The organism is Kitasatospora sp. NPDC048545, from assembly GCF_040651155.1.
Classification (GTDB): Bacteria; Actinomycetota; Actinomycetes; order Streptomycetales; family Streptomycetaceae; genus Kitasatospora.
In genome coordinates, this window is record NZ_JBEZIQ010000058.1 from 1 (window position 1) to 16,128 (window position 16,128).

Sequence of the window (16,128 nt, forward strand, 5' to 3'; positions counted from 1 at the left end):
CCACCCGACGACCCGTCTTGCCCGTACCACCCACCACCAGCACGACACCGGCATCCGTCGAAAGATCCACCACACCAGCCATCACGATCACCCTCGCTCGGAGTAGAACCAGTCGGACCGGCCGCACGCGTCCCGGATCCTGCGATCCGTTCGCGTCCGTCCTCGTGTCCACCAGTCAATGCCACTCCGGGCCGGCGAACCATAGCCTCCGCACTCAGCTCCATGCGCGAGCGTCTACGCCCTTGACACGCCCTCGCGCCGCCCCGCACGGACCCGGCCGTCCCGGGTCCGCGTTTCCTCCGCCCACCACCAGAACACACCCAAGCCACCATGAACCACCCGTCTCGACCGGGCTTCCAGCGGCTCTTGAGCACCCGGCGGCGGTGGCGCCACCGCGCGGCGAAACGGTGTGGCGGGCGGGCGCGCACGAGCGCTATGCTCCCGCCGATGACCACTCACGCTGATCACAGAATGGGGGTCCCGTCCGCGAAGAGTGAGTGCTGATGCTCACTCCCACCGCGAACGGGAACGACTCCCGACTCCACTTCTGGCGGCGCGTACGCGAGTACGCCGTGCCGCCCACCATGATCGAAACCGCCACCGCCCGCCGTCTGGCCGGGGACTGGTCAGGGGCCTGCGCCGCCGCCAACGTCGAGGTCGACTTCCGCCTCGGGGACGTCGCACACGCCCACGGCCGGGAGCTCGCCGACCGACTGCGCGCCGATCTCCGGTGCCTCGCACCGGACTTGCTGCGCTGGCACCTGCCGAGATCCGCACCCGACGGGCTGCTGCGGCCCGGGCTCACCATGCCCCTGGCCCGCTACCCGGGCGAGCGTCCGGTGTTCCTGGTGGTCCGCACGCCGCCTGCCTGGGCGGAGTACGGCCAGCGGATCGCCCTGGCGCTCTGGGACGGCTCCGGCGGCGACGGACGGTACCCGCACCCGCATCCGCACCCCAGTCGCCGGTTCCGCTACGACCTGCACCGGCACCTCTGGGACGCCGGGCGCAGCGGGGAACTGGCCGAACGGGCCGGCACCGGAACGTCAGCCGGAACGTCAACCGGAACGTCAACCGGCTTGGTGGACACCGGAGTCGGCGGCACGACGCTGCGCAGCGCCGTCGACCGGTGGGCCGCCGAGGCCGCGCTGCTGCGGCGTGCCGACGCACACCCCGACGGGCCCGTCGTCGTCCGGCTCGAACGCCGGCGACGCCTGCTCCTCGGGCCGGACGGAGGCACGACGGAGGCCACCGGGGACACCTCGGCACTGCCCCTGCTGCCCGACGCCGCGACCTGGGCGCCGCCCGACGTCGACCTGCTGCGCACCGGCGCGATCGCGCCGGACCGGCTGCACCCGCTGGTGGCCGCCGCGCTGGCACCCGGACACCCGTCCCGGGCGGACCCCCACGATCCGCCCCGGTCCCAGCGGCTGGTGGACTGCCGAGGGGCGCGGCACCGGATCGGCCTGGTCGACGGGGTGCTCACCCCGCTCGACCACGATCCGGCCGAACTGCGCCGCGAGGAGCTGCTCACCGCCCTCTCGGGCACCCCGCTGCCCTGCCTGCGCGCGATCGACCTGGCGCACCTCCGTCCGAACGCGCTGGACGGTGTCCGCGAGCGGCTGGACCACGGCGACACCGCCGGGGCACTGGCCGTGATCGAGGACCTACTCGGCCGGGAGGCGGTGCTGCGTGACGGACCGCTGCGGGACGAACTGCGGGCGGCCGCGGAGCGGCGGATCGCCTACGGCCTCTACCGGGCCGGGCTGACCGGGCCCGGGGCCGCCGGCGTCCCGTTCCGCCGCCCGCGCCCGCCCCACTCAGGCCCCTCCCGGGTCTCCCGCTCCTCCCGCCTCGCCGACCTCTGTCGCGCCTTCTACCCCTGAGGCCGTCGCCGGCCGCCGAACGTCGGCCACCGAACACTGCACGCTGAACAATTGTCCGTACCTGACCACTTGAGGTGATCACCCATGCCCGTTTCCATGCCTGTTTCCATGCCCGCACCCGCCACCGACCCCCGCCCCGAGGCCACCCGCTCCGAGGCCCGCCTCGACGTCGCCCGCCGGCTGCTCGACCTGCTCGGCGACACCACCACCGAACCCCGCGCCGACCCCCAGCTGGAAGCCCTCACCCTGGCCGTCGCCGCCGACCTGCCCGTCCTGCTCTGGGGCGAGCCGGGCATCGGCAAGACCGCCGCGCTCAACCAGCTCGCCGAAACCCTGGAACTGCCGCTGACCACGGTGATCGCCAGTGTCCACGAGCCCTCCGACTTCTCCGGGCTGCCCATCCTCGGCGACGACCCGGCACAGCAGGGCGTACCGATGGCCCCGCCGGACTGGGCGGTGCGGCTGGTGCGGGCCGGCCGCGGACTGCTGTTCCTGGACGAGCTGTCCACCGCGCCTCCCGCCGTCCAGGCCGCACTGCTCCGGCTGGTCCTGGAACGGCGCATCGGGACGCTCCGGCTGCCCCCCGGCGTACGGATCGTGGCCGCCGCCAACCCGCGGTCGTCGGCGGCCGACGGCTGGGAGCTGAGCCCGCCGCTGGCCAACCGCTTCGTCCACCTGCAATGGGTGCACGACCACGAGGTGGTGGTGCGCGGCCTCGGCGGCGTCTGGCCGGTCGCCACCCTGCCGCGGCTCGACCCGCGGGCGCTGCCGGAGGCCGTCGCGCTCGCCCGGCGCGCGGTGTGCGGGTTGCTGACCGCGCGCCCCGAACTGGTGCACCGGCTGCCCACCACCGAGACCCGGCGCGGCGGCGCCTGGCCGTCACCGCGCAGCTGGGACATGACGCTGCGGCTGGTCGCCTTCGCGACCGCCGCCGGCTCCTCCCGCGAGGTGCTGTCGCTGCTGGTCCGCGGGACCGTCGGGGACGGACCGGGCCTGGAGCTGATGGCGAGCATGGACCGGATGGACCTGCCCGACCCGGAGGACCTGCTCGCCGACCCGGCGGGCGCGGAACTGCCCGAACGCGGGGACCTGCGCCAGGCCGTGCTGGACGGGGTGGTCGCGGCCGTGCGCAACCGGCCGGACCGGCAGCGCTGGGATTCGGCCTGGGCCCTGCTGGCCCGGGCCATGGAGACCGGCGCCCCGGACCTGCTGGTCGTCCCGGCCACCACGCTGGCCTCGCTGCGCCGGGAGGACTGGGACGTTCCGGAGTCGATCGAGCGGCTCGCCCCGGCGCTGGCGCTCTCCCGCCGCGCCGACGTCGCCGCCGCCCGGGTCGCGGCGAAGGCGGGCCGATGAGCACGGCCGTCACGCCCGGCCCCGGAAAGCCCGGCCCCACAGCGCCGGGCCCCGCAAAGCCGGGCCCCGCAAAGCCGGGCCTCGGGAAGCCGTACGCCCGGAACCCGGACCCCGCTGAGCCGAACCGCGGAAAGCCGGGCAGCGGAAGTCCGGTTCCCGGGAAGCCGGACACCCGGTATCCGGTCCCCGGGAATCTGGACCTGGAGAAGCTCTACGCCGCCCGCCTGCAGGCCGTCCGGGCCCGGCCGTACCTGGCGACCGCCCTGTTCGCGCTCCACCTGGTGGAGTCGCGGGAGGTACCGACCATGGCGGTGGACCGCTACTGGCGCTGCTACGCCTCACCGGTCTTCGTCGACCGCACCCCGGTGGAGGAACTCGCCGGCGTCTGGGTCCACGAGGTGTCCCACCTCCTGCGCGACCACCACCGGCGCGGCAACCGGATCGCCCGCGAACTCGGCCTGGAGGGCCCCGCCGCGCAGCTGCGGACGAACATCGCCGCCGACTGCGAGATCAACGACGACGTGTACGGGGACGGTCTGGTGCGGCCGTCCGGGGCACTGCGGCCCGACAGCCTGCAGCTGCCGGAGGGACTGCTCATGGAGGAGTACCTGCGCCAGTACCGGTTCCACCCGCGGACCCTGGACGCGGCCTGGCTGGACTGCGGCAGCGGCGCCGACGGCACGGACCGGCCCTGGGAGCTGGGCCCCGACGGCGCCCACGGGCTGAGCGCGCAGGAACGCGACGCCGTCCGCTTCCGGGTCGCCGAGGGCATCCGGGGCCGGCCCGGCAGCGCCCCGGCGGGCTGGCGGCGCTGGGCCGAGGAGGCCTTCCACCCGCCGCAGCCCTGGCGGCAGTTGCTGGGCGCGGCGGTGCGCTCGGCGGTCGCCGGGCCCGGTGCGGGCGAGGACTACAGCTACGGCCGCCCGGCCCGCCGCTCGGCCGGGGTGCCGGGCGTGCTGTTGCCGAGCCTGCGGCGGAGGCCGCCCCGGGTGGCGGTGGTCATCGACACCTCCGGGTCGGTCTCGGACGACGAGCTGGGCAGCGCGCTGCTGGAGGTCGCGGCGATCGGCCGGGCGGTCGGCGGCCGCCGGGACCAGGTCAGCGTGGTCCCCTGCGACGCGGCCGCCCAGGCCGTCCACCGGCTCTGCACGTCGGCGGGCATTCCGCTCCTCGGCGGTGGCGGCACCGACCTGCGCACCGGTTTCCGCGCCGCTCTGCGGTCCGGCCCCCGTCCGGACGTCGTGGTGGTCCTGACGGACGGCCAGACCCCGTGGCCGTCGGCCCCGCCGCCGTGCCGCACGGTCGTCGGCCTCTTCCCCCGGCCCGCCAGGTACGACGAGGACGACCCGGACTACCGCCCGGAAGCCCCGCCGGACTGGGCGCGGGTGGTCACCATCGGGTGAGCACGGCCGCCCGGCGAGGTCCTGAGGCTCGACGGGCGGTGTGGACGCGCCGCTTCACCTGGGCGGTCGGTCGGCAGCGAGGACGTCGGGGAGGCTCACGGCGGGGCAGCCGAGCAGGTCCGTCGGCGTTCGCCGTCGGCGTTCGGCCAAGGGGGCGCGGTGAGCCGGGCGCCGGTCGTGTCTGCGGGCCCGGCGCATGCACCACAGGCTGGATGCCCGGTCGGCCGCACCGGTACCGGGTTTCGCTCCGACGTGTCCGGCCGGTGAGGTCAGGAGCGTCCCGGGGCGGCGGCGACCGCGCACGGTGCGGCCGCCGGGGCGGCCGGGCGGAGGGGTCCGCTGCCCGGGGACCCCTCCGCCCGGGGCCGGCTCAGCCGACCATCGCCGCGAGCACGCTGCGCCAGTCCTCGCCCGGTTCCGGCGTGAGCGGGCCGGCCAGCGCTTCGGCCCGGTAGCGCCAGGGGCGGCGCAGTTCCTCGTCGGCGTCGGGGCCGACCACGAGCGGGCTCGCGGAGCCGAGCAGCCGGACCAGTTCGGCGGTGAAGTCCGCCCAGGAGACGTGTCCGCTCACCGCGTTGACGACGCGCCCGGCCGCCGGGTGGTCCGGCGCGACGCAGGCGGCGAGCGCCCGGGCGAGGGCGGCGGCGTGGACCCAGGAGGCTCCGTACCAGTCGTCGGCGGCCGGGAGTGCGATCGGCCGGCCGGCCAGGGCGGCCTGGTAGAGGGCGCCGGTGGAGCCCCAGCGGAGCTGGTCGCGCAGGCGGTGGTGCGGGCCCCAGACGATCGGGGCGCGCACCGACGTGGCCGGGCCGCGACCGCCGGCGGCGGCCTCGAACAGGATCCGCTCGCAGTCCAGCTTGGCCTGCCCGTACGGGGTGACCGCCTCGCCGCTCGGGCTGCCCTCGACGACCTCGGTGCCGGCCGGGCGGCCGTACGCGTCGATGCTGCTGACGAAGACGAACGGGCCGCCCTGCCAGCCGTCCACCAGGGTGCGCATCGCGGCGAGGTCGGTGGCATGGTCGGTGAAGGTGCAGGCGGAGTGGATGACGGCGTCCACGCCTTCGACGGCGCGGCGCAGGCTGTCCAGGTCGGCGAGGTCGCCCTCGGCCACCTCGGCGCCGTTCAGGGCGGGCAGGTGCGCGGACTCGGGCCGGACCAGGGTGCGGACCGGCCTGCCCTGGGCCATCAGCTCCTGCAGGACCGCCGCGCCGACCCCGCCGGTGGCGCCGGTGAGCAGGACGGTGCCGGTGCGGGTGCGGGTGCTCGGGCGGGCGCCGGTCCGGGTGAGGGCGGTGCGGCGCTCGTCCGCGCGGGTGGCGAGCACGGCGGCGAGGGCGCGCGGAGTGCGCTGCTCCAGGATGTCGAGGCCGGTGAGCGGCAGCCCGGTGCGGGTGCGCAGCCGTTCGGCGAGCTGGACGGCGACCAGGGAGTGACCGCCGAGGGCGAAGAAGTCGCCGTCGGCGGGCGGGGTGGTGCCCAGGAACTCGCCGAAGGCCTCCCGGACGTCGTCCACCGGGCCGTCCCCGTGCGGGCCGTCCGGGGCGGGCCCGTGCGGCGCGGCGCCGGGCAGTGGGCCCGGGTCGGGGGTGCCGTCGGGGTGGCGGGGGATCCGGTCCACCAGCGTGACCGCGAGCGGGAGTTCGCCGGCCGGGACCCGCCCGCGCAGGGCGGCCCGCAGCTGGGCGCCGTTCGGGGCGACCGGCCCGCCGACCACCGCGTAGGCGAGCGGCGGGCCGTCGGCGCGCTCGATCACGGCCGCCTCGACGACCCCCGGTTCGGTCGACAGGGCGGCCGCCACCGGGTGTTCGGCGGCGACCAGGAGCCGGCCCGGCAGCTCGGACAGGCGCGGGTCGGTCTCCCCCGCGACGGCCGTGAGCAGGGCGGCGAAGTCGTCGAGCAGCTGCCCGGCGGTCGACTCGTCGAGCACGTCCCGGTCGTGCTGCACCAGGCAGCGCGGCGCCGGGCCGTCCTCCAGGAGCAGCGCCAGGCCGAACTTGGCGAGCCCCAGGTCGAGTTCCACGTTCGTGGAGTCGAGGCCCGGCAGCGTCAGCGGCGCGACGGGCTGGACGAGGTCGCAGGTGACCGAGAGCAGCGGGGTGCCGTCGGCGCTCCGGGCGGCCGCTCCGAGCCGCTCGACCACGAGGTCGAACGGCACGTCGTGGTGCTGCTGGGCGTCGAGCAGTGCGCCGCGGACCTCCGTCAGGAGTTCCGCGAACGACGGGTCCCCGGCCGGACCGGTCCGTACGGCGAGCGTGTTGACCGCGAGGCCGACGGTGTGTCGCAGGTCGGGCCGGGCCCGGTGGCCGCTGGCACAGCCGAGGACGAGGTCGTCCTGCCCGGAGGCGGTCCGCAGGGTGGCGAACGCGGCGGCCAGGACGACGGTGAACAGGGTCGCGCCGTGCCGGGCGCCGAGTGCGCGCAGGCCGTCGACGACGGCGGGGGCCAGCGGGGCGGCGTGCAGCACGGCCCGGCGTTCGCGGGCGCCGGTCGGGGCGGGCCGCAGCAGGGCCGGCGGGCGGGCGCCGGCCAGCCGGGCGGCGAGCGTGTCGGCGGCCGCCGTCAGCTCGGCGTCCCGGGCGCGCTCCTGGCGGGCGTAGTCGGCGTAGGCGGGCCCGGGCGGCGGGAGTTGCGGCGCCACGCCGTCGCGCGCGGCGGCGTAGAGCGCCGCGAGGTCGGCGGCGAGGACGGGCAGCGAGCCGCCGTCGACGGCGATGTGGTGGATCGTCAGCACCAGCGTGTGGTCCTGCGGCCCGTGCCGCAGCAGCAGGGCGCGCAGCACCGGTCCGGTGGCGAGGTCGAACGGCCGGGCGGCCTCGGCGGCGAGCTGCTCGGTGGCCGCCGCGTCCGTCTTCGCGTCGACGACCGGCAGCGGCACCGGGGTGACCGGGTCGGCCTGCTGGTACGGCTGTCCGCCCCGGCGCGGGTAGCGGGTCCGCAGGACGGCGTGCCGCTCGGTGAGCCCGGTGACCGCCGCGGCGAGGGCGACCCGGTCGAGCGGGCCGCGCAGCCGGGCGGCGATCGGGACGTTGTAGAGGGCGCCGCCCTGGCCGAGGTGGTCCATCAGCCACATCCGCTGCTGGGCGTGCGAGAGCGGGGCCGGGCCGTCGGCCTCGGCCGGGCGCTGCGGCTCCGCCGGGGTGGCACTGCGCCGGCTGCGGGCGCGGCGCAGCAGGTCGGCCTGGTCGACGGCGGTCATCGGACGCCTCCCGGGGCGACGGCGGCGGTCGGGGCGACGGCGGTCGGGGCGGTTGCCACGTCCGGGCCTCCCTGCTTGTCCGGGCCCTCGGCGGCCTGCAGCGCCCGTTCGAGCAGGTCCGCCTGCCCGGCGACGGTGGGGTGGCCGAGGAAGTCGGCGAGCGAGAGTTCGACCCCGAGGTCCTCGCGCAGGTCGTCGACGACCCACATGGCGAGCAGCGAGTGCCCGCCCTCGGCGAGGAAGTCGGCGGCCGGGTCGGTGATCGGGCGTTCCAGCGCCCGGCTCCAGGCTTCGGCGACGACCTGCTGGATCGGGGTGAGCACGCCGCCCCCGGCGGGGCGCTGCCCGACTGGGGCGTCGGCGGCCAGGGCCCGCCGGTCCACCTTCCCGGAGCCGGTCAGCGGCAGCGCGTCGAGCACGGTCCACGCGGTGGGCACCAGGTGCGCGGGCAGCCGCTCGGCGAGCCGGTCGCGCAGCGTCCCGGCTGCCGGGCCGGCGCCGTCGGCGAGGACCAGGCAGGCGGTGAGGGCGGCATCGGGCTGTCCGGCGTGACGGACCACGACCGCCGCCTCCGCGACCTCGGGCAGCCGGAGCAGGGCGTGTTCGACCTCGCCCGGTTCGATCCGGAAGCCGCGCAGCTTGACCTGCTCGTCCGTCCTACCGTGGAACTCCAGCGTTCCGTCCGGGAGTTGGCGGACCAGGTCGCCGCTGCGGTAGGCGCGGCCGACGTCCGGCAGCTCGCGGAAGCGCTCGGCGGTCAGCTCGGGCCGGTTGAGGTAGCCCAGGGCGAGGCGGTCGCCGGCGATCCACAGCTCGCCGACCGTGCCCGGCGCCACCGGCGCCAGCTGCTCGTCCAGGACCAGGGCGCGGGCGCCGCCGAACGTGCGGCCGATCGGGATCGCACCGGCGCAGTCGGCCTGGGTGACCCAGTGCAGGGTGGTGAAGGTGGTGGCCTCGGTCGGTCCGTAGACGTTGACCAGTTCGAGCCACGGGAAGGCGCGCAGCACCGCGCCGGCGTGCTCGGGCGAGAGCACCTCGCCGCCGACCGCCAGGGTGCGCAGCACCCCGAAGATCCGCGACTGCCGGGCGGCCAGGTGGTGGAAGAGCGCGCTGGTGAGGAGCAGGGTGGTGACTCCGAACCGCTCGACGTCGCGGCCGAGTTCCTCGGCGGTGGGCCGGTCGGCCGGGGAGACGGCGACGGCGGCGCCGCGGGCCAGCGGGGCCCACAGTTCGAAGGTGGAGGCGTCGAAGGTGACGGCGGAGTGGAACAGCACCCGGTCGCGGGGGCCGACCGCGATGGCATCGGGGGCGGTGACCAGGTCGGCGACGGCGCCGTGCGGGACGACGACGCCCTTGGCCCGGCCGGTGGAGCCGGAGGTGTAGAAGAGCAGGGCGGGCCCGGCCGGATCGGCGGCGTCCGGCGCCTCCGGCCCGGCGGCACCGGTGTCGTGCCCGGCAGCGTCGGCGTCGTAGCCGGTGGCGCCGGTGTCGTGCCCGGTGATGTCGGCGTCGTGCCCGGTGATGTCGGTGCCGTGCTCGGTCAGGACGAGCGTCTGTTCCTCGGCGAGTCCGGCCTCGGCGAGCAGCGCCTTGTCACCGAGGACGAGCCGGACGCCGGCGTCGGAGGTCATCTCGGCGATGCGCGGGCGGGGGTAGGCAGGGTCGAGCGGCAGGACGTGCCCGCCGGTGCGCCAGATCGCGAGCTGGGCGACGACCAGGCGGGTGGAGCGGGCGCAGAGCAGGCCGACGGCGCTGCCGGGCCCGATCCCCCGGGCGGCCAGCACGGAGGCCAACCGGCCTGCGGCGTCGACGAGTTCGCGGTAGGTGAGGATGGTGGAGCCGTCGGTCACGGCGAGCGCGTTCGGCTGCCGTTCGGCCTGCCGGGCGATCAGCGCGGGCAGGGTCGCGGTGGTCATGATGGTTCCCTTCCGGGCGCCCCGGCGGTACGGGCCGGGGCGCCCCAGTGCGGAGGTGCGGGGAGGTCAGGCGGTCGCGGTCAGGGCGGCCGTCCGCTCCTCGACCAGTCGGGCGACGGCCCGCAGGTCCGGCTGGCGCAGCACCAGGGGTGCGCGCAGCCGGATCCCGTACTCGCTCTCCAGCGCCTCCAGCAGTCGGGCGGCGGCCAGCGAGTTCCCGCCGGACGCCAGGAAGTTGTCGGTGGGCCCGAGGTCGGCACGGCCGATCAGCTCGCGGCACAGCTTCAGCACGACGCGCTCGACAGGGGTGTCGCCCTCCTCGCCCGCGGGCTCGGACGGCTCGGCGGCCAGCAGCGCCCGGCGGTCCACCTTGCCGTTGGCGTCCAGCGGGTAGCGGTCCACCAGTCGGACGGCCGACGGCACCGCCTGCTCGGGCAGCCAGGGCCGGACGGCGTCGAGCAGCCGTGCCGGGTCGACGCCGGAGTCCGCGCCCGCCCCGGTGCCGTCCCCGGCCCCGTCCTCGGTCTGGACGAAGGCGAGCAGCCGGACGCCGCCGGCCGGCGCCTGCTCGGCCGCGACCACCGCCCTGCGCACCCGCGGGTCGCGCTCGAACGCGGCCTCCACCTCGGCCGGTTCGATCCGCACGCCACTGACCTTGACCTGGTCGTCCAGCCGGCCGTGGAACTCCAGCACCCCGTCGGGGCGCATGACGACCCGGTCGCCCGTGCGGTAGACCCGGTCGGTGCCGTCCACGCCTTCGGGCGCGTCGACGAAGCGGCGGGCGGTCAGCTCGGGGTCGAGGTACCCGGCGGCGAGGCCGCGGCCGCCGATCCGCAGTTCGCCGGCGACGCCGTGCGGCACCGGCCGGCCGTCCTCGTCGGTGACCAGCACGACCGCGCCCGCGATCGGCAGCCCGATCGGCGGGGCGCCGTCGCCGTGGTCGACGCCGGGCGCCATGGTGTGCACGGTGGTGGTGACGGTGGCCTCGGCCGGGCCGTAGGCGTTGTGGACGGTCGCGGTGACGTCGGGTCCGGGGGCGCGGCGCAGCCGGTCGCCGCCGACGGTGAGGTGGCGCAGCGCGAGCCCGGCGGGCCAGGGGCGGTTCAGCACCGGCTCGGCGAGCGGGGTGGGCAGCACGGACACGGTGACGCCGGCGTCGCGCCACCAGTCGGTGAGCGCCCCGGGGTCCCAGCGGACGGCTTCGGGGGCGATGACCAGGGCGGCGCCGGAGGTGAGGCCGGCCCACAGCTCCATCAGGTGCGGGTCGAAGGCGACGCCGATCAGCAGGCTGTGCCGTTCGCCGGGGCCGAGGCCGATCAGGTCGCGGTACCACTGCAGCAGCGCGCCGAGGGCGGGCTCGGTGACGGCGACGGCCTTCGGGGTGCCGGTGGAGCCGGAGGTGAGCACCGCGTAGTGGGTGCCGGCCGGGACGACCGCCTGCTCGCCGGACGTGAGCACGGCGACCGCGCCCCCGGTGGGCAGCTCCAGTGCCAACTGCTCGCCGCCGGGCGGCAGCAGGTCCGGTTCGCCGACCAGGCAGGCCGGGCGCAGCTGTTCGGCGACGGCGCGCAGCCGGCGCTCGCCGGGGCGCGGGCCGAGCGGCAGGTGGACGGCGCCGAGCTTGGCGGCGGCCAGGGTGACGGCCACCAGCGACACCGAGTGGCCGAGGCAGACGCCGAGCAGGTCGCCCGGGCCGACCTTGCCGCGCAGGGCCTCGGCGGTTCTGTCGGCGAGGCGGTCGAGTTCGGCGTAGCTGTAGGTGTGCTCGCCGTCGATCAGGGCGGGGGCGTCCGGGGTGCGGTGCGCCCAGCCGGTGAACAGGTCGAGGACCGCGCCGTCCTGGTGCGGACGGCCGTACCCGATGCTCCGGATGTCCGTGGTCTGGGATTCCATCGTCGTCTCCAAAGTCATGACGAACCATCAGTTCAGGCCCATGGAACGGGCGATGATCACCTTCTGGACCTCGGAGGTCCCTTCGATGATCGTGGTCATCCGCACGTAGCGGTACAGGAACTCCAGCGGGTGGCCGCGCACCCAGCCGGTGGCTCCGTGCACCTGGAGCGAGCGGTCGACCGCGCGGACGGCGGTCTCGGAGGCGGTCAGCTTGGCGAGCGCGGCGTTCTCGGGCGACTCGGTGCCCTCGTCGACCAGCCGGGCGCAGGCGAGGGTGAGCAACTTGGAGGCCTCGACCTCGGCGCGGGTGGAGACCAGGTGCTCCTGGACGTGCTGGTACTCGCCGATCACCCGGCCGAAGGCGCGCCGGTCCTTGGCGTACTCGACGCCGGCGCGCAGGGCGTACTCGGCGATGCCGTTGCACATCGCGGCGACCACCAGACGGCCGCGGGAGAGGCTGTCCATGGCGAGGGCGGTGGCTGCGCCGACGCCCTCCTCGCCGCCGATCACGGCCTCCGGACCGACGGTGACCCCGTCGAGCAGCAGCTCGAACAGCGGCTCGCCGGACATGCCCTCGTAGCGCTGGCCGATCCGCAGCCCGGGCTGGTCCATCGGCAGCACGAAGGCGGTGGACCCGGTGGTGGGGCCGGCGCCGTCGCCGAGGTCGGTGGCGGCGACGACCAGCGCGAGCCCGGCGTGCTCGGCGTTGCTGACGAAGGTCTTGCGCCCGTTCAGCACCCACCGGTCGCCGTCGCGCACGGCGGTGGTGGTGAGGCGGAAGGCGTCGGAGCCGGCGTGCGGCTCGGTGAGGGCGAGGCAACGGGTCTGCTCGCCGCGCACCAGCGGGATCAGGTGGCGCTCGACCTGCTCCGGGGTGCCGTTGCGCAGCAGCGGGCTGGGGCCGTCGGAGCCGGCCAGCGCGTACGGCGCGAGGACGCAGCCGCTGCGCCCGGCGGCGTGGTGCAGCAGGACGACGGCGGTGAAGGGCATGCCGGAGCCGCCGAGCTCCTCGGGGTAGTCGCCCGCGTAGAAGCCGAGTGCGGCGGAGCGCTTGCGGACGTAGGTGCGCAGGTCGCCCGGCACCTGGTCGGCGGTTTCGGGCAACTCGGCGGCCAGCGGGACGAGTTCGCGGCGGATGAAGCTCTCGAAGGCCTCCACGAGTTCGCGGTGGCCGGCTTCCAGGACGGCGGAGGGGGCGGTCACGTCTACTCTGCCTTTCAGTTCTGGCCGGTCAGGGCGCGGGCCTGGTCGGCCAGCACGGCGTGGCGGAACAGGGTGCGCAGCGGGGGGCGGCTGCCGAGGTGCGGTTCCAGCTGGGCGGCGAGCTGCGCGGCGAGCAGCGAGTGGCCTCCGACCTCGAAGAAGTGCGAGTCCGCGGTGAAGCGGTCGTGGCCGAGCACCTCGCGCCAGGCCGCGGCGATCAGCTCCTGTCCGGGGTCGGCGAAGGCGCTCGGCGCGGTGGTCTCCTCGGTGGCCGCCTCGGCGGCCTCGTTCGCCAGCCGGGCGAGGGCGGCGCGGTCGGGCTTGCCGCCGGGCAGGGTCGGCATCGCGGCGACGGCGGTCCAGCTCGCCGGGACGAGTCCGCCGGGCAGCCGGCGGGCGAGCGCCTCGTGCAGGGCGGCCTGGTCGGGGCGGTCGGCGCCTTCCAGGAAGCCGACCAGGCGCGGCCCGGTCATCGGGTCGGTGTGCAGCACCACCGCGCAGGAGCGGCCGCCGAGTTCGGCGGAGGCCGCGGCCTCGATCTCCTCCAGCTCGATCCGGTGGCCGCGCAGCTTCACCTGGTTGTCGGCGCGGCCGAGGAAGCACAGCCGGCCGTCCAGGTCGCGGTAGCCGCGGTCGCCGGTGCGGTAGACCCGGGCGCCGCCGAGCGCGGGGACGGTGACGAAGCGGGCGGCGGTCGGCTCCGGCAGGCCGGAGTAGCCGTCGGCCAGCATCGTTCCGCCGACGACGAGTTCGCCGACGCAGCCGGCCGGGAGCGGGCGCAGCGTGTCGTCGAGGACGTGCATCCGCACGCCGTCCAGTTCGGTGCCGAGCGGGATCTCACCGTCCGCGTCGACGTCGGCGGCGGTGACCCGGTGCACGGTGGAGGTGACGGTGGCCTCGGTGACGCCGTAGGCGTTCAGCACGGTGGTGGCCTCGGTCAGGTCGGCGAGCGCCCGGGCGGGCAGGCGCTCGCCGCCGAGGACGAGCAGCCGCGGCGTCCAGCGGCCGTCGCGCAGCGCCTCGCGCAGGTCCTCGCGGACGGCGAGCAGGTAGCTGGTCGGCAGGTTGGCGACGGTGACGCCGCGGGCGGCGAGGACGGCCACCAGCTCGGGGCCGGTGGGCACCTCGCGCTGCGGCACGACCAGGGCGGCGCCGACGGCGAGAGCCGGCAGCACCTCCTCCAGCGCCACGTCGAAGGACGGCCGGGCGAACAGCAGCACCCGGTCGGCGGAGGTGAGTCCGTAGCGGGCGCCGATCGCCGCGACGTACCCGGCGAGCGCCTCGCGGCCGACCTGCACGGGCTTGGGCACACCGGTGGAGCCGGAGGTGTGGATCAGGTAGGCGGCGCCGTCCAGGACGGCGGCGGGCTCGGCCTTCGGGAACGCCGGGCCGTCCAGCAGCGCGGGGGTGACGCCCTCGGCGGGCAGGGCGAGGGCGCTCTGCCGGGTCGCCAGGACGAGCGCCGGGCTCAGCCGCTCCAGCAGCAGGCCGAGCCGGGCGGCCGGGTCCTCGGTGGACAGCGGCGCGTAGACGGCGCCGTGGCGCAGGCAGGCGAGCAGCGCGACCACGCTGTCCGCGCCGCGCGGCAGGACGGTGGCCACCGGCTGGCCCGGCGTGACTCCGGCGGCACGCAGGCGCTCGACCAACTCGGTGACGCGGCGGTCGAGTTCGCCGTAGCTGATCCGCTCGGTGCCGACCAGCAGGGCGAGCGCGGTCGGGTCGTGGGCGGCGGCCGGGTCGAGCAGCGCCGGGGCGCCGGCGGACAGGGCGGTCGCGCCGCCCTCGGAGGTGGCAGCCCCGGACGTGGCAGCCCCAGAGGCGCCGGCCTCGGACGCGCCGGCCTCGGACGCGGGGGCCAGTTCGGCGATCGGTGCCTGCGGCCGGTCGAGGTAGCAGCGCAGCAGCTCCAGCAGCCGCTCGGACAGCAGCACGGCGTCGGACTCCCGGAACAGGTCCGCGTCGTAGTCCCAGACCAGGGTCATCCCGGCGACGCCGTGCTTCTCGCCGACCACCCGGCGGTCGTCCGGCAGCAGCACCAGGTCGAGGTCGAAGCGGGTGGTGCCGGTGTTGAAGCCCTCGTACAGCGAGACCTCCAGTCCGGGCGCCTGGACGTCGGGCAGCGCCGCGTCGTGGGCGCTGAACATCACGTTCCACAGCGGGTTGTCGGCTCCGCTGGTGTGCAGGCCGAGGCGGCGGGTCAGCTCCTGCACCGGCAGGTCCTGGTACGGCAGCGCGCGCATCAGGACGTCGGTGACCTCGTCCACGGCCTCGGTGCCGGGCGCCTGCGGGTCGAGCCGCAGCCGCAGCGGGACGGTGTTGACGAACATGCCGACGGTGCCCTCGAAACCCTCGGGGCGGTTTCCGACGGCGGTGCCGACCACGACCTCGCGGTGCCCGCTGTGCCGGCGCAGCATCTCGGCGAGCAGCGCGAGCAGGGTGCTGAACGGGGTGTGGCCGTCGGCCTTGCTGCGCTCGCGCAGCCGCTCGGCGAGGTCGGCACCGATCGACTGGCGCAGCTGGCCACCCCGGTGGCGGCGTTCGGCGCCCGGCCGGGCCAGCCCGGGAAGGGTGACCTCGCGCGGCGCGTCGGCCAGTTCCCTGGTCCAGAAGTCGAGTGCCCGCTCGCGGGAGACGTCGGCGGCGGAGCGCGCGTGCTCCTCGTACGAGGGCGCGGTGGGCAGCTCGTACGACTCGCCGAGGACCCGGGCGCGGTAGACGGTGAACAGGTCGCGCAGCAGGATCGCGAAGGAGTGGCCGTCGTGCACGAGGTGGTGTTCGACGTGGATCAGCCGGTGGTGGTCCTCGGCGATCCTGACCAGGTGCCAGCGCAGCACCGGCGCCCGCTCGGTGTCCACCGGCTCCTCGGCCTCGGCGGCCAGCAGGCGTCGGAAGGCGGCCTCCGGGTCGTCCTCGCCGGTGAAGTCGCTGTGGCGCAGCTCGGGCTGACATCCCTCGGCGACCCGCTGTCCGGGCAGGCCCTCCGCCCGGGGCACCAACTCCAGCCGCAGGCCCGGGTGGTGGTCCAGGACGGCGGCGAGGCCGGCGTGCAGCGCCTCGCGGTCGAGGGTGCCCCACAGGTCGAGGACGGCGGTGAAGTTGTAGGCGCGGCTACCCGGCAGCATCTGTTCGTGCAGCCAGACGATCTCCTGCGACGGAGAGAGTGCGAACATGGTCGGTTCCCTTGTGTGGTGGGCGTGTCGGCACTGCGGTGGCCGGGGACGGGCGTGGGGTGGTCCCGCTCCGGCCGGAGAACCGGAGCGCACCGGGATGACGGTGCG

8 protein-coding genes are annotated in these 16,128 nt (G+C 76.2%); 3 read left to right on the forward strand and 5 right to left on the reverse strand.

What is annotated here, in order from left to right; all coding sequences use genetic code 11:
- The first annotated feature begins 503 nt into the window (after positions 1 to 503).
- The 3 genes from AB0D10_RS37050 to AB0D10_RS37060 all read left to right on the forward strand — a co-directional run bounded on the left by AB0D10_RS37050 (position 504) and on the right by AB0D10_RS37060 (position 4,642).
- Positions 504 to 1,883, forward strand: a complete 1,380-nt coding sequence (locus AB0D10_RS37050; protein WP_360264428.1) for a hypothetical protein — start codon at positions 504 to 506, stop codon at positions 1,881 to 1,883.
- Between the two features lie 108 nt (positions 1,884 to 1,991).
- Positions 1,992 to 3,239 carry a MoxR family ATPase gene (locus AB0D10_RS37055; protein ID WP_360264556.1) on the forward strand — a complete coding sequence of 416 codons (1,248 nt, stop codon included), beginning with the start codon at positions 1,992 to 1,994 and terminating at the stop codon, positions 3,237 to 3,239.
- Complete coding sequence (locus AB0D10_RS37060; protein ID WP_360264431.1) at positions 3,236 to 4,642, forward strand: VWA-like domain-containing protein; 1,407 nt, start codon at positions 3,236 to 3,238, stop codon at positions 4,640 to 4,642. The genes AB0D10_RS37055 and AB0D10_RS37060 overlap by 4 nt, the downstream gene beginning before the upstream one ends.
- A gap of 370 nt (positions 4,643 to 5,012) precedes the next feature.
- Here AB0D10_RS37060 and AB0D10_RS37065 read toward each other — a convergent pair whose 3' ends face one another.
- The 5 genes from AB0D10_RS37065 to AB0D10_RS37085 all read right to left on the reverse strand — a co-directional run bounded on the left by AB0D10_RS37065 (position 5,013) and on the right by AB0D10_RS37085 (position 16,020).
- Positions 5,013 to 7,838, reverse strand: coding sequence for a condensation domain-containing protein (locus AB0D10_RS37065; RefSeq protein ID WP_360264434.1), 2,826 nt, complete (start codon positions 7,836 to 7,838; stop codon positions 5,013 to 5,015).
- Positions 7,835 to 9,754 (reverse strand): non-ribosomal peptide synthetase, encoded by a 1,920-nt coding sequence (locus AB0D10_RS37070; RefSeq protein WP_360264437.1) that lies wholly within the window; start codon positions 9,752 to 9,754, stop codon positions 7,835 to 7,837. Before AB0D10_RS37070 ends, AB0D10_RS37065 begins: the two co-directional genes overlap by 4 nt.
- Before the next feature lie 66 nt (positions 9,755 to 9,820).
- Positions 9,821 to 11,647 carry an amino acid adenylation domain-containing protein gene (locus AB0D10_RS37075; RefSeq protein ID WP_360264440.1) on the reverse strand — a complete coding sequence of 609 codons (1,827 nt, stop codon included), beginning with the start codon at positions 11,645 to 11,647 and terminating at the stop codon, positions 9,821 to 9,823.
- Between the two features lie 27 nt (positions 11,648 to 11,674).
- Complete coding sequence (locus AB0D10_RS37080) at positions 11,675 to 12,850, reverse strand: acyl-CoA dehydrogenase family protein (RefSeq protein WP_360264443.1); 1,176 nt, start codon at positions 12,848 to 12,850, stop codon at positions 11,675 to 11,677.
- 14 nt (positions 12,851 to 12,864) lie between these two features.
- Positions 12,865 to 16,020 carry an amino acid adenylation domain-containing protein gene (locus tag AB0D10_RS37085; RefSeq protein ID WP_360264446.1) on the reverse strand — a complete coding sequence of 1,052 codons (3,156 nt, stop codon included), beginning with the start codon at positions 16,018 to 16,020 and terminating at the stop codon, positions 12,865 to 12,867.
- Positions 16,021 to 16,128 lie beyond the last annotated feature (108 nt).

Bases quoted from the DNA above. Each gene is read 5' to 3' on its own strand.
- AB0D10_RS37055 (WP_360264556.1), top strand. From the start codon at position 1,992: ATGCCCGCACCCGCCACCGACCCCCGCCCCGAGGCCACCCGCTCCGAG.
- AB0D10_RS37085 (WP_360264446.1), bottom strand. From the start codon at position 16,020: ATGTTCGCACTCTCTCCGTCGCAGGAGATCGTCTGGCTGCACGAACAG.
- AB0D10_RS37060 (WP_360264431.1), top strand. From the start codon at position 3,236: ATGAGCACGGCCGTCACGCCCGGCCCCGGAAAGCCCGGCCCCACAGCG.
- AB0D10_RS37070 (WP_360264437.1), bottom strand. From the start codon at position 9,754: ATGACCACCGCGACCCTGCCCGCGCTGATCGCCCGGCAGGCCGAACGG.
- AB0D10_RS37065 (WP_360264434.1), bottom strand. From the start codon at position 7,838: ATGACCGCCGTCGACCAGGCCGACCTGCTGCGCCGCGCCCGCAGCCGG.
- AB0D10_RS37050 (WP_360264428.1), top strand. From the start codon at position 504: ATGCTCACTCCCACCGCGAACGGGAACGACTCCCGACTCCACTTCTGG.
- AB0D10_RS37075 (WP_360264440.1), bottom strand. From the start codon at position 11,647: ATGGAATCCCAGACCACGGACATCCGGAGCATCGGGTACGGCCGTCCG.